Source organism: Gemmatimonadota bacterium, from assembly GCA_026387915.1.
Taxonomy (GTDB): Bacteria; Gemmatimonadota; Gemmatimonadetes; order Gemmatimonadales; family Gemmatimonadaceae; genus Fen-1231.
Map to the genome: position 1 here is coordinate 66632 of JAPLKS010000021.1, position 14577 is coordinate 81208.

The window sequence follows — 14577 nt, forward strand, 5'->3', positions numbered from 1 at the left end:
CGTACCGTTAACCCTAGCGCAATTTCTGCACCAGCGCCCGTTCCCCGTGTCCGGGGTGCACGTCCTCAGCGACCGTGCCGTTTTTCACCACCGGTATTCCGTTGACCAGCACCCACCGAAAGCCAATGGATGGTGTGGCAGGCCGCTGATACGTGGACTGGTCAATCACGGTCGCTGGATCGAATACTGCAATATCGGCGTCGGCACCGACTTTAATCCGGCCTTTGTTGCGAAACTGGGGGGCGAGTTTCTCGAGGCGTTGCGCAGGCATCAGCGCGAGCTTGCGAATCGCCTCAGTCAGTGAGAGCTGCTTGGTCTCGCGCACATAGTAACCGAGCGTCCGCGCACTCGTGCCGGTGGTGCGTGGATGTCCAAGGCCGTTTTCAATCCGGCCGTCGCTCGCAATCGACGTCAACGGGCTCCTCATGGCCATGGCTTCCATGTCTGGTGTGTTCAAAAACAGGATCACCATGCCACCCGGTTTCCGGTTTGCCGTAAAGGTCGCGCGGGTGAGCCGTTCGCCGGTGCTTACGAGCATCAACTTTGAAAACATGCTGTCAGGGCCATTCACGAACTGATCGAGCAGCGGAGAACTGATCTCCGTCATGCCCGCCGAGTACGGGTAGGCTTCGGCGGTCACATCGAGGCCACGGCTGCGGGCCTCCTGCACGAGCGCGAGTGTCTTGGGCGTGGAGGCGAGGCTCATGCTGTTGAGATGCACGAGATGCACTGGCGCGCCGCTAATCGCGCTCGCGGCGATGACTTCCATGTACGATTCCACGGAACTGCCAGGGTCGCTCGTGCCAAAGGCGCGTGTGTGCACAAAGACCGGCGCGTGATACTTGGCCGCGCTCCGGAACGCTTCGAGCACCTCGTACTTACTCGCGGCCGGCGTGTACTGCAGGCCCATCCCTACGCCAATAGCGCCCGCGGCGAGTCCGGTTTCGATGTATCGGCGGATGGCCGCGATTTGTTCGTCGGATGCGACATCGTGCCCCGCATGGTCGAGCGGGAGAAACGATCCGCCGTCTTTCATCACGGCCATGCGCGCCTTGATGTGCCCCGCGGAGGCGCCAAAGTTGATGAGCGCTTTGCCTTCGCGTTCCGCATACCACGACGGCACGTCCGCCGCGCCCACCTCGAGCTCGAGCGCGGTGGTCACCCCGCCGAGTGCGTACAGCCGATAGTTCTCATCATTCTGGCCGTGCACGTGGAGATCGATGAAACCCGGCGCTACCACCAGCCCCTTGGCATCGATCACTTGCTTGCCCGCCAACGGGCCGGCGGAAATGGCCACGATCTTCCCGTGAGTGATCCCAACGGACCGCACCGCGTCCAGCTTGGTTTCGGGGTCGATCACCCGACCATTGGCAATGACCACGTCGTAGCGGGCGGACTGCGCTGAGAGCGGGCGGGCGGCGAACGGCAACGCCGCGAGCGACGCTAAGAGCGGAAACAGCGCGAACACGGCACGGGAACGAATCACGTCGGGACTCCGAGTGGGCTGAGCAAGTGGGAGATTCGATAGCGAAAAGCCCCACAATCATACGGTGTTGCTGGCCGGTGAGCCATCGGAGGTTCTCTCGCGCGGGCGGGCGGCGACCGCGAGAAGAAACCGGTCACCTCGGTAGATCACCTTGCGCCGCCCCTCGGGGCTACTGATACTCCATCGCCACCGTTGATTCACTCCTTTGGCCCCACTTCCAATGACACACCGTCCCATCCACGCACCGAACCTGCCAAAGCCTGTCGGTCCCTACTCACCAGGGATGGGCTTTGAACGACTGATTTTTGTCTCTGGCCAAGGCTCGACCGATCCGGCCACCGGCCTGCTGGCCGGCACCGACGCCGCGACGCAGACGGAGCAGTGCCTCAAGAATGTGCGCACCATTCTGCAGGCGGCGGGGTCGGACCTTCAGTACGTGCTCCGATGCGGCGTCTTTTTGCTCGACATGAAGGAGTTCGAGCAGATGAACGGCGTCTATCAGCGCATGTTCGGCGATCATCGTCCGGCGCGGACCACCATCCAGGCCGCCGCGTTGCCGGGTGTGGGTTTGCGCGTCGAGATCGACTGTATCGCCTACAAGCCCTAACGGCGCGCTGCCGCCTCCCGCCGCACCGGAGCGGGAGGCGCGGCGAGGCGCGGCGAGGCGCGGCGAGGCGCGGCGAGGCGGCGTCCGTGGTCGGCGACGATCGCACCGACTACATTTTCTGGTGATCGTTTCAGGGCACCACCGGACTCACGTTTTATGAAGAGCGTCCCCCCGGAGCTCAATGCAACGCGACGCTGAACGCGCGATTGGCGAGCGCACCACCACCAGCACGACGCAAGCGACGGAACGCCTTTCGCCGGCCCATCAGGGCTGGCTCAAAGAGTTTTCGGTCGTCATGCATCGGCGCTACGCGTATCCGCCGCGCCATCCGTCGCGCCTCTCCGCAGAATCCGTCGCGCTCGCCGCACTCGACCTCGCGCTGACGCAGCGGCCCGAAATCACGCTCGCCATCACCAAGCGTCAGATCGTGATCGACGGCGGCTATTCCGATCTCAAAAACCCCGCCCTCTCAGAACTCGCCGAACGGCTCCACCGGCAAGGGATCGGCACGATCACGATTCGCGCGGGCATCACGCACCGCGAGTTCGATCGGCTCCTCGAACGGATTCTCCATACGAAGCCGCAGGGCGAGGACGCCGATCACGACGACGAGCCGTGGCGCGACGAAGACGATGAGCCCTCGCTCGGCCCGCACGTCGGCATTGAGATGCTCTCGTATGATGGCCTCGCGCTCAACGACGAAATCGATGACGACGGCCACGGGACAGACGCCACCGGCGATCGGCTTTGGCGCGAGTTGGCACAGCTCGCGCTCTCGGGATGGGACGGCACCGACGGCTCCGGCCACGCGGGCGGCGGGGACTCCAAAGAAGCCGGCACGGGACGACGCGCGAGCGCGGAGTTTGCGTCGCTGAGTCCCACCGGCGAGTTCATGACCGCAACGAGCGCCGATCAGCTCGCCAAAGTCATCAGCCAGCGCGCCGCCGATAGTCGCTTCGCCCCCGAGGTGCTCAAGGCCATGCTGCGACTTGGCCGTCACACGCGACGGCGCGGACGCTCTGGGAGCGGTGCACTCGCGGCTCGATTGCGTGACGTCATGCAACGCCTCGAACCGGGCACTATGCGTTCGCTGCTCGACACCGAACTCGATCCTGCCAAGCAACGCGTGCTCTTTCTGCAGGGCGTGGACGCGCTCCCCTTTTCGGTGGTGCTCGAATGGATCGAAGCGGCGGCCGCCAGCGCAGATCAATCCATCTCGCACCATCTACTACGCTTACTCAAGAAACTCGCCTCGCAAGCACGGCGGCGGCGCGATAACGGACCCGATGAAGGCGGCGAAGCCATGCGTGTCGCGGCCCGTCAACTGATTGATGGATGGACACTCGACGGACGCGAGACGCAAGCGCATTCCAACCTGCTCGAGCGGCTCGCGAGCTACGACCGCAGCGACACACGCGATGACGGCGACGACCTCGCCGGGGCAGACCGCCTCGTGCAGATGGCACTCGAGATCGACGTGGCGGGCACAGATGTTCTCGGCGCGGTAGATCATCTCGCCGACAATCGCCAACTGGGGCCCTTGCTCGTCTTACTCGACGGGATCGCGACCTCCGACGTCGCGAGCCCCGCCATTCAGGCACACCTGCTCTCGCCCGAAACGCTCCGCCGCATTCTCCTCACCGAACCCATCGACGCGGAAGGCGCGCGCCAGTTGCTCGCACGCTGCAGCGCAGCGCACGCCGACACCATGCTCGACGCGCTCGCGATTTCGGAGTCCAAAGAAACGCGCCTGCTCATCTTGCAGCGACTGCGTGAGATCGGAGACGGGGCTCGCGACGCCATCGTCGCGCGGCTCGCCGGTTCGATTTGGCAGGTGCAGCGCAATCTGCTCTATCTCCTCGCGTCGATCCCGACGCTCCCAGATGACTTGCGCATCGAAGGGTTTGCCAAACACGAAGAACCCGCCGTGCGCGTGGAAGCCGTACGCGTACTCGTCCGGATGCCGGCGCGCCGTGAAACGGCGATTCACGATGCCCTTGGCGATCGTGATCCCCGCGTGATCCGCACCGCACTCGACGCCGCGCAACAGGGAGTTCCGCGCCGAGCCGCGCTCCGGTTGTTGCAGTGCCTGCAGCAGGCCGACAAAGATTCCGACGTTCGCGTGCGCGGGATTCCCTTGCTCGGCCAAGTGCCCACCACAACGGCGCGCGACTGGCTCCTGCAAATCACACTACGGCGGCGCGGCCTGTTTCGGCGTTGGGCACTCCAGCCGGCATCAGAAGAATTGCTTGTCGCCGTGCGCGTGCTCGCGGCGCACTGGGGGCGTGACGCCGCCGCGGCTACCGTCTTCAAGCTCGCCGCCAAATCCGGCGAGGCGACCATTCGCGACGCCGCCCGCGTGACGGGGGCCGCATGAACGTCCCCGCCTCTTTCATGGTCTCGCTGGGCCAGTGCCTCTCGACCATGTCGTTGTATCCGAGCGGCCACCCCGCGCGCGAAAAAGTCATCGACGCCTCATTCACGCGCCTTCTCGACGTACTCAGCGACATTCAGTTCGCTGAGTTTTCGGTAATCGGCGGCGGCGTGATATTTCAGGGCCGCGTCCTCGACGAACTCCGCTCGTGGGACTGGGCCACACGACTCGCCGCCGTTGGCATCGAACGGCTGGAGATTGACGCCGACGTGTCGCGCGAGGCGTGGTCTGAGGCACTCGATGAGATGTGGCAGAAACTGAACGGTCACGCGCCGGAATCCAACGACGCGCGACAGTTGGTGGCGACGTCCATCCGTTTTGGATCACTGCGTGTGATGGGTGGCGAGGGCACAGCAGGCGGTGTGGATGGCGCCGCCAAACCGGCCACGGGCGAGACGGACCAAATTCCCGAGGACGCCCCGACGTCGCTTGGCCTAACCCTCAAAGATGAAATCGCCGCCGTCAGTTGGATTCACGAGGAAGTGCTCACCTCCGACCGGCTGCCGATGGCCGAGGTTGAGGCGATAGTTGGGTCACTCGCGATCGCGATGAAGTCGGAGCAGAAGATGCTCCTTCCACTTGTGATGCTTAAGGATTTTGATCAATACACCACGACGCACGCCTGCAACGTCTCGGTGCTGTCGATGGGGCTCGCCGAGCAAATGGGCTGCTCACGCTCGGAGATCCGTGCGTTTGGCGTGGCCGGACTACTCCACGACATTGGGAAAGTGCGCATTCCCAAAGACATCCTCACCAAGCCAGGCCGACTCACTGATCAAGAAAAAGCCGTGATGGCCACGCACCCGCAAGAAGGCGCGCGCATTCTACTGGAACGCCACAAGGGACTCCAGATGGCTGCGGTCGTGGCGTACGAACACCACATCTGTATTGACGGCAACGGCTACCCGCATTTTCACTTTGATCGCGGGTGCCATTTTGCGAGTCGGCTCGTACACGTGTGCGACGTGTACGACGCGCTCTCCACCAACCGACCATATCGCAAGCCGTGGACGTCGGAGCAGGCGCTGACGTACATCGAACAACGCGAAGGCACGGAGGTGGACCCCGCGATCAGTCGCGCGTTCGGCACGATGGTGCGCGGCTCAACTATTGGGCATGTCCCGATGCCTGAAAATTCGGAGCGCGACGACTAGCGTCGCATCCCACCCGTGCGCGTCACGCCGCCGGACTGCTCTAGCTCGCCAACTCCTTAAGTGCACGCACAAATGCATCGAGTTCGGCCGTGGACGTATACACGGCCGGCGTAATGCGGGCGCCGTGTACACCAGCACCGTCAATGGCCACGGTCCAGATTTTGTACTTGTCGAGCAGCACTTTTGCGAACTCGCCGGGCGCCATCCCCTGCACGCCGACATTCGCAATCGCACACGACCGCGTGGGATCAGCCGGTGTGTTCATCACAATCTTGGGCAGGTTCCGCACGCGGCTCGTCCAATACTGCTGGATATAGCGCAGCCGCGCTTCCTTACGAGCAATGCCGATCATCTCGTGGAAGGCGATCGAGTTCTCAATGGTGAGATCGGTGTGGACGGGATGCGTGCCGGTGTGGTTGAGTTTGCCGATGCTTCCCAGCGGCGCGCCCTCGTCACCAAAGATCGGCCAGAGTTTGGCAATCCGATCTTCCCGCACATACAGAATGCCGGCGCCAAGTGGCGTGGCGAGCCATTTATGGAGCGAGGCGCCGTAGTAATCGCAATGCAAGTCGGGAATTCGATAGTCGAGCTGGGCGAAGGCGTGCGCGCCATCGACCATCACCTCCACCCCTCGAGCATGCGCCATATCGCAAATCGCCCGCACCGGCAGAATATGGCCGGTGATATTCACCATGTGCGGAATCATCAGCAGCCGCGTCCGCGGAGTGAGCGCATTGGCATACACCTGCACCACCTCGGCGTCCGTCTTGGGATTCATCGGAATGTCGATGAACCGGTTCACCATGCCGTGGCGGCGCGCCTGGAGCTTGAACATGTCGATCATGGCGCCGTAGTCCTGATTCGCCATCACCGCTTCATCACCGGGCTTCCAGTCAAAGCCGTTGATGACCGTGTCGAGTGACTCGGTGGTATTGCGTGTAATGATCAACGCGTCGGGCGAACAGCCGGCGAGCGCCGCCAGCTTGGTGCGCACGCGGAGCTTGTCGTCATCCTTGCGCGTCCTCATATAGTGCGACGCTTCCACGTTGATCGCGCGCACGTTCTTGATGAACGCCTCGAGCACCTCTTCAGGCTGAAAACAATAAAAACCGTTTTCCAGATTGATGTAGTCGCTGGTCAGCTTGAACTTGCTGCGCACGGCCGCCCAAAACGGTTCGTCTTCGGCGAGTTGCGCCACTGGCATCGCGGCATAGCGCGCGAACAGCTCCGGCCCGAACACCATCCCCATCGACGCGCCGCCAACGGTCCGCAGAAACTCGCGCTTGTTCATGATATGGCCTCTTAGTTGCCGAACGTGTGGGCGTCGACGTCTTTCAGGAATTTGATCAATCCGCTGTAAAAGATCGGACCGTCGTCATACATGACCATGTGACCCGCGTTCGGGCACAGCAGAAAGCGCCCCTTCGGCAACTGCTTGGACATCCACTCCATATGCTTGGGGTCCATCGTGTCGTACGCCCCGCCAACCACGAGCGTGGGGACCGTGATCGATTTCAAGTCCGCGCTACGATCCCACTTCTCGAGCTTGCCACTGGCCCCCAGTTCACTGGGCCCCTGCATTGGAATGTAGATGTCGTTGTTCACGTGCTTCAGCGCGCGATTCACCGGGTCGGGCCACTCGGCGGCGGGACGACGCAATAAGTGTTTTTCGTAGTGGTTCGGGCCAAGCAACTCCATGTACCGTGGATTCGCATAATCCTTCTTGGCCTCGATCGCCTTGATCTCAGCGAGCACCTTCTGGTCCATCGCTGGCATCAGCACGTTCGTCGCATACTCGTTGTACGCGGGAATGCTCGACATCATACTCGAGATAATGAGCCCCTTGAGGTTCTTGCCATACTTGAGCGCGTATTCCGTGGCCAGCAGGCCGCCCCACGAATGGCCGAGCAAAAAGAAGTTGGTGCTGTCCATGCCGAGGGCTTGGCGCACCTGCTCCACTTCCTCCACAAAACGCTCGGTGCGCCAGAGCGAGGAATCCTTGGGCTGGTCGCTGTAGAACGAGCCCAGTTGGTCGTAGTAGTAGTACTCGATGCCGGCGCCGGGCAAATACGCGTCCGCCGATTCGAAATACTCGTGCGTCATCCCTGGACCGCCGTGCAACAGCAGGAGCTTGATGTGCGGGTTGTTTCCCACACGCTTGGTCCAAACGTTGAACGTCCCCTTGGGCGTCGTGATCTTGATCAAGCGCACGCCGCCGCTGTACGAGTCGGCGCGGCCGGTGGTATCGAAGTAACTCGCCGGCGGCGCGGAGGCCGTGCTGCGGTCGGCAGTCTTTCCGGTGCAGGCGGCTACTACCACCACCGCAGCCAGCGTGATCGCGCGACGGACGAATGCATTCATATAAAACATTGTGAGTTCCTAGGTTGTTTGGGCGTGCATATAATAGTGCGCCAACACCCGATCCCGCGAATACGGGACGGTTACGGTGTCACAATCGCAAAGGTCCCAGGCGATTTGTCGATCAACATAAAGAATCGGATCACGTCGACCTTGCTCCCGGCCACCTTGAGTTGGTCGCTCATCAACGTGTCCTTAAAACCGGCCGTGCCCGCCATCATTTTTACGAAAATGCCTTTCGTCAACGTCAACGTGGCATTCGCATCGGCGGCCGGCGGCGCTTTTCGGAAATGCAGCACGGCATTCTCAATCCACAGCACGAATGATTCCTTCGTGTCCGTGAGCACCAGATTCACCTTGAGCGTCTTCCCCTCGGCGGCAGGCCCATTGAGCCCTGCGGCCATCGCCTCGAGAAAACGTTCGACCGGCGTCTGGGAGAGCAGTTCAATCATCGCGCTGCGATCCACCCCTTTCGTGGGCGGGCCTTCGCGAAGCTCCGCGGCGCCCACCAAATACGTATTCCGCCACGTCGCCGACTCAGCAGCGTATGCCATCTGCTCGTAGCACTGCGCGAGCAGCGCCTTGGCTCCCGTGTGACTAGGCTGTGCGAACACCACTTGATTGAGCAGTTCTGCGGCCCAGCGGTAGTCGCCTTTGCTAAACGACATTTGGGCGGCCGCCACCGCTTTGTCGGCGCCGCCCATCAACTCGACGTAGCGCTTGGCCGATTCCTCAGGCGGGAGTGGATTGAGATTGGCCGGATTCCCGTCGTACGCGCCCACGTAGAACTGATACACGGCTTTCACGTTGTGCCGGAGGTCGCCGTAGTAGCCGCGACTTCCGAATTCCCGCTGGAGCGAAGCAGGCAGTTTTACCTGCTCAGCGATTTCGCGCGGCGTGAAGCCCGCATTGAGTAAGCGCACCGTTTGATCGTGCGTGTACTTGTACACATCGCGCTGCCCCGTGATCAACGCCGTAATTCGCGCGGCACCCCACACGGGCCAGTTATGCGACGCAAACAACACGTCGGCGCTGGCCGTGTGCTCGAGCGCTTGGTCGAGATAATTCGACCACCGCAGGGCATCGCGCGCTTTGGCACCGCGAATCGGCAGGAGGTTGTGCATGGTCTGCACCACGTTCTCCGCGCTGCAGTACGCCTTGCGCTCCGGCACGGAGAAGGTGAGTTCCGCTGGTGCTTCGGCGCCCGGCACATTGTGAAACACAAACCGTACGCCGTCGAGCACCATCTCCTGCGTCGGCGCCGACACAATTTCGGTTGGCATCAGAATGCCAAACGAGCCCGACGTTGCGGTTTTTCCAAGCCCAGCATCCACGAGCCCAGTGGGCGACAATGCAATGTTGCGACCAAACTGATACCGCGCCCGTCGCAGCATCGACGTGCCAACGAGCACATTCTCGCTCGTGGCTTCCTGTACAAATCCGTCGGGCGCCACCACCGGCACCTGACGCGCCTTGGCGTCCGCCACCGAGAGCACGCCGAGTACGCCGCCGAAGTGGTCGATATGACTGTGTGTGAAGATCACCGCTGAGACGGGCTTGTTGCTGAGGTGCGTGCGGGCAAAGGCCAGCGCCGCAGCGGCTGTTTCGCTGGAGGTGAGCGGGTCGACGACGATCCATCCGCTCTTTCCGTCGATCAGCGTCATGTTCGCGAGATCAAAACCGCGGAGCTGATAGATGCCGTCGGTGACTTTAAAAAGCCCGATCTGCGCATTGAGCTGCGCGTGGCGCCAGAGACTCGGATTCACGGTGGCGGGCGCCGGGCCGTCTTCGAACTTGAAGGCGTCGAAATCCACGATCACGGCGCCGTCTGGGCCTATTATCGTTCCGGTCGGACGCGCGATCAGCCCGCGCTTGGCGTCGTCAAAGTCCTGTGGGTCGTTGAGGCTGAGGGAAGCAGCCATTTGGGCATTCGCGGCGCGCGTCGTTTCGCTGGCCCCTGCCCCACCCGACGCCTCATTCTGCCGTGAACCACAGGCCGCGCCAGCACAGGCGAGGACGAAAACAAGCAGGCTCCGGCTCGTAGCACGCGACATTCGTGGATCCTCTCAGTCACCGAGGCTCCGCATCGCGGGAGCCCGATTTTGGCTGGCATCCTTCGCTCCGGCTAGGTTGCTCGCCGAGGAGCCGGTCAGGATGCCCGTTCACAGTCTGCCGACCGACAACTATATATAAGCCCTTCCGGCGTTCCGCGTCACAGACGCTTGACGCACGGGCTTTCGCAGAAGCAAGTTAGGCCAGCCCCCCGAATCAGGACTTCAGTCTGTCGCCGACGACCTGCAAGAATTGTGGTGTGGAAATCGCTGAAGGATCGAGGTTCTGCAACAGCTGCGGCCTTCCGCTGCTGACGCAGGAAATCGCCGCCTTCAACGCGCAGGAACGTGCGGCCCCCACCCCCGCGTCTGGGGTGCGTATCAGTGGTGCCAGCGCAGCCGACAATGCCGCGATCGAAACGCTTGCCCGCCTCAAGGGCGCCATTGGCGACCGCTATCAGGTGGAGCGCGAGCTCGGACGCGGCGGCATGGCCACCGTGTTTCTTGCCAAAGACATCAAGCACGACCGCGATGTTGCCATCAAAGTGCTACTCCCCGAGCTCTCGGCGTCCATTGGCGCGGAGCGCTTTGAACGCGAAATCCGGCTCGCCGCCAAACTCCAGCATCCGCACATCCTCGGTCTGTTCGATTCCGGCGTAGCGGACGGGCTGCTCTACTATGTGATGCCGTTCGTGAAGGGCGAGTCGCTGCGCGATCGCCTCGACCGCGACGGCATGCTCCCGATTGACGACGCTATTGGCATCGCGCTCGAAGTGGCCGGCGCGCTTGGGCACGCGCACGCACTTGGCATTGTGCACCGCGACATCAAGCCCGAGAACATTCTCCTGCAGGGCGACCACGCCCTCGTCGCCGACTTTGGCATTGCCCGCGCCGTCAGCGAAGCGGGCGCCGAAAAGTTGACGCAAACGGGGATGGCCGTCGGCACACCTGTGTATATGGCACCCGAGCAGTCGCTCGGCGAAGCTGCGGGCCCCACCGCGGATTTGTACAGCCTCGGTTGCGTGCTCTACGAAATGCTCGCTGGCGAACCGCCCTTTGCGGGTAAGAATGCCGCGCAGATCATGGCGCGGCATGCCATGGAGACGGTGCCCAGTATTCGCATTGTGCGCAGCGCGGTGCCTGAGGAAGTGGAAGACGCGATCTTTGCCGTGCTCGGCAAAATGCCCGCCGACCGCCCGCAGAACGCCGCCGATTTTGCGCAGCTGCTTGGGCTGACGCTCGGTTCCACCACGTCGATGCGCGTGATGCGCGGTGCCACGGCGGTGCGGCGCGTGCCGTCCGGCTCGCAGATGGCGGTGGGACGGCGCCCCACGTCGGCGCTGTTTGCCCAAGATGAATTTCTGCCGCCGGTGCCAGTCTGGAAGAATCCGCGCGTGCTGGGTGCGGTGCTACTCGTGGTGATCGCGGTGATTGGTGCGTGGAAGTTCGGACCGTTTGGGCGGAAGAATGCGGCGACGTCGAGTCCGGACGCCAATCGCATTGCCGTGCTCTACTTCAAGGATGTCAGCAAAGACTCAAGCCTCGGCCCCTTGGCAGACGGTTTGACCGAAGGGCTCATTCGTTCGCTCGGCACCGCATCGAGTGTGAATGTGATTTCACAGAGCGGTGTCGAAAAATTCCGCGGCTCCGCTGCGGCCGACGACAGTGTCGCTAAGGCGCTCAGAGCAGGGTATCTGGTGCGTGGCGAGGTGGAATCGAAGGGCGACAAAGTCGGCGTCGATCTCAAACTCGTCGATGCGAGCGGCGCGAAGGTTGGCAGCGCGCACTTTGAAGTGCCCGCCAAGAATTTCTTGGCCATGCGCGACACCCTGACGTTCTTTGCGTCGGACATGATCCGGCAAACGCTCGGCTCAGAAATCAAAGTGAAAGAGCTGCGCGGTAGCACGAACTCCGATGCCTGGTTGCTCCTGCAGCGCGGTCTTCAGGCGCAGAAGAGCGGCGAAGCGCGCAACAGCGCCGGCGACGCGCCCGGGCTTGAACAGGAATTTGGGACGGCCGATTCACTCTACGCCGCCGCGGAACAAGCCGACGCAAAGTGGGCGGAGCCCGCCGCGCGACGGGCTGCACTTGCCTATCGCCGTTCTCGCTTGGCCGGCAGCGATGCGAGCGCGATTCGAAAATGGGTCGATGTGGGGATGACGCATGCCGACCATGCCGTGGAAGTCGACGCCAACGATGCCGATGCCTACGAAGTCCGCGGCAATCTGCGGTACTACCCGCTGGTGATGGCGCTCGAAACCGACGCCGTGAAACGCACGGCCGCGTTGTCGGCCGCACGCGCCGATCTTGAAAAGGCGACGACGTTGAACAGCCGTCAGGCCGGCGCGTGGGCCACACTGTCGCATTTGTACTACCAGATTCCATCGCTCAGCTCGTCGGACGTTGCCATTGCCGCGCAGCGCGCGCTGGAGGCGGACGAGTTTCAGGCGAGCGCCAATCTGATTTTGTCGCGGCTCTTTTTGTCGGCGTACGACATGGAGCAGTTCGACAGAGCTGAACAGTGGTGCGACCAGGCGCGCAAACGTTTTCCGCGCGACGTGCGCGCGGTGCGGTGCCAGTTGTACATGCTCACCACACCCAAAACACAGGCGAATGTCGTGGAAGCCTGGCGCCTGGCCGACTCCGCCGTGGCCATGGTTGCTCCTGCCGCGAAGCCTGGGGAGCGCCTAACAGAGGATATGTTGGTCGCGGCCGTGATCGCTCGGGCGAGCGTTTCCGCCCCCGCTTTGGTCGATAGCGCTCGCCGAGTCGCCAAGCGTTCCGAAGGCACGGCAGAGGTCGATAAAACGCGGGATTTGGCGATGCGTGGGGCCTTTGTTTATTCCCTGCTAGCAGGTGATAAGAACAAGCAGGAGAAGGACTTAGCCGAAGGCATCCGGCTCATTAAGGAGTACCTCGCCGCCAGTCCAGACAAGGCTGCCGGACTCAGGCAAAACGCCGGCTGGTACTACCGAAGTCTAGAAAAAGACCCCCGCTGGCGCCAAGCGGTAGGAGGAATGGCGCAGTAGTATCGGCATCGGGCACTTGCGACTTTATACCGGTTACCTCAAGTTCATCCGGTACTTCGTTAGGCGGGAAAGTGGGACAAAATGTCCCGCTTTTCTGTTTTTCGCCCCCCTCGCAAGGATTTTTTTCATGCGCCGTGTGCGCTCGTTGTCCGCCGCCTTTTTGGCGGTTGTGGTTGTCGTCGTTGCCTCCTGCACCGACCGACCGCTCCCGACACAGTCCGCGATGCGCACGATCGCCAAGAGCGCGAATGGCGTGGCGGGGGTGTGCACCACCATCCCAGCCCTCAAAACGCTCGCGACCACGGTATTCGGTTCGAACAACCAGTATCTGCACGACGCGCTCGACAACATCAGCGACATTGGCGAGTACGTCGCGGAAAATCACATTAGCGACGCGCAAAAAAAGGCGAAGACGCTCATCGCCTGGATTCAGCTACGTGCTCTGACGCTGGCCACGCCGTCGCAGCTGCAGAATCTCATTGACAGCATCAACTGCTACGTCGGCCTTTCGACCGACACGTACCTCGTGCTTCCCAACCCGACGACGACGACGAACATCGTCACGACGACGGGAACGGCGGGCTTGCAGCTTCCACCTGCGTCGATCACGACGCCGACGTTGCTCACGGTCACGACGCTCGCGCCCACCACCACTGGGGTGCTCGATACGAAGCTCGACCAGTACCCCAACTATGTAGTGGTGTCGCAGACAGGCGGCACCCTCGATCCGCTCCACCCGATCACCGTTGCGGTGTGCCCCACTGGCGTCACCGATCCCATCGTGCGTGGGCGCCTCCGCCTCGGCCACCAGAAGGCCGCAGGCCCCGCTGGTTTTGAGATCACCCCTCACGCCGATGCCAGTTTTCTCGACTGCTCGGCAATTACGAGTGCCAATAGTTCGCTGCCGGGTTGGGTGAACTCGCTCGCCGCGCTCATTCTGCCCAAGCCGTTGTATGCGAGAATGCGTGATGTGGGTGGCGTCGGCGGATCCGCGTCGGAGTTCAGCCCGTTTGGTCCGGTGGACACTGAGCTGGGCATCACCGGCGGTGTTGGTGGTTCCGCCAGCGAGTTCCTACGCGCACCGGTCACCTTCGACACAACCGCACCCAAGAAGACCACGCCGCCGACCGATCCGAAGGCGCGCACGTTGAAGAGTGCGCCGTCTACGGGAACGTCCGGCGCGCCGAGCGCCGGCAAGGTTCCCGTAACCTCCGGTGCTTCTGGTACCACGACGGTCGGTACGATGACGAACCTGGTGGATTGCAGTCAGGGCGTCGTGAGCACGGCGGTCGTCGCCGAGTGCCGTCCAGTGGTAAGAATCACCACGGCCCAGGGTCATTCGCTGACCAATGTGCCCATCAGTTGGACCGTGACGGCCGGTGGTGGCACCATCGCGCGTGAGGACACCGTGGGTGGATCGCTTGTGTGCAACGCGACGGTGGGCTCTTCATTCGACGC

At 62.5% G+C, this 14577-nt stretch carries 9 protein-coding genes; 5 read left to right on the forward strand and 4 right to left on the reverse strand.

All coding sequences use genetic code 11. The features are described 5' to 3' along the window. Positions 1 to 13: 13 nt before the first annotated feature. On the reverse strand, positions 14 to 1486 hold the full coding sequence (locus NTZ43_13965; protein MCX5768319.1) for an amidohydrolase family protein: 1473 nt from the start codon (positions 1484 to 1486) through the stop codon (positions 14 to 16). A gap of 220 nt (positions 1487 to 1706) precedes the next feature. On the opposite strand from NTZ43_13965, the gene NTZ43_13970 reads away from it, so the two are divergent. The 3 genes from NTZ43_13970 (at position 1707) to NTZ43_13980 (ending at position 5681) form a co-directional block, all read left to right on the forward strand. Next, entirely contained in the window at positions 1707 to 2093 is a 387-nt protein-coding gene (locus tag NTZ43_13970) for a Rid family detoxifying hydrolase (protein MCX5768320.1), read from the forward strand. Positions 2094 to 2274: 181 nt separating this feature from the next. Next, the gene (locus NTZ43_13975) at positions 2275 to 4470 is read left to right on the forward strand and encodes a hypothetical protein (protein MCX5768321.1); all 2196 of its coding nucleotides are present in this window, start codon (positions 2275 to 2277) and stop codon (positions 4468 to 4470) included. Further along, positions 4467 to 5681, forward strand: coding sequence for an HD domain-containing protein (locus NTZ43_13980; GenBank protein MCX5768322.1), 1215 nt, complete (start codon positions 4467 to 4469; stop codon positions 5679 to 5681). The genes NTZ43_13975 and NTZ43_13980 overlap by 4 nt, the downstream gene beginning before the upstream one ends. Positions 5682 to 5721: 40 nt before the next feature. Here NTZ43_13980 and NTZ43_13985 read toward each other — a convergent pair whose 3' ends face one another. From NTZ43_13985 to NTZ43_13995, 3 genes are all read right to left on the reverse strand, one after another. Then, positions 5722 to 6972: an aminotransferase class V-fold PLP-dependent enzyme gene (locus NTZ43_13985; protein MCX5768323.1), complete on the reverse strand. Its 1251-nt coding sequence runs from the start codon at positions 6970 to 6972 to the stop codon at positions 5722 to 5724. Positions 6973 to 6983: 11 nt separating this feature from the next. Then, positions 6984 to 8042 carry a proline iminopeptidase-family hydrolase gene (locus tag NTZ43_13990; GenBank protein ID MCX5768324.1) on the reverse strand — a complete coding sequence of 353 codons (1059 nt, stop codon included), beginning with the start codon at positions 8040 to 8042 and terminating at the stop codon, positions 6984 to 6986. A gap of 80 nt (positions 8043 to 8122) precedes the next feature. Continuing rightward, positions 8123 to 10093, reverse strand: coding sequence for an MBL fold metallo-hydrolase (locus tag NTZ43_13995; GenBank protein ID MCX5768325.1), 1971 nt, complete (start codon positions 10091 to 10093; stop codon positions 8123 to 8125). Positions 10094 to 10350: 257 nt separating this feature from the next. On the opposite strand from NTZ43_13995, the gene NTZ43_14000 reads away from it, so the two are divergent. Continuing rightward, positions 10351 to 13119 (forward strand): protein kinase, encoded by a 2769-nt coding sequence (locus tag NTZ43_14000; GenBank protein ID MCX5768326.1) that lies wholly within the window; start codon positions 10351 to 10353, stop codon positions 13117 to 13119. 127 nt (positions 13120 to 13246) lie between these two features. Beyond that, positions 13247 to 14577, forward strand: a 1331-nt coding sequence (locus NTZ43_14005; protein MCX5768327.1) for a hypothetical protein, incomplete at its 3' end; no start/stop codon positions are given.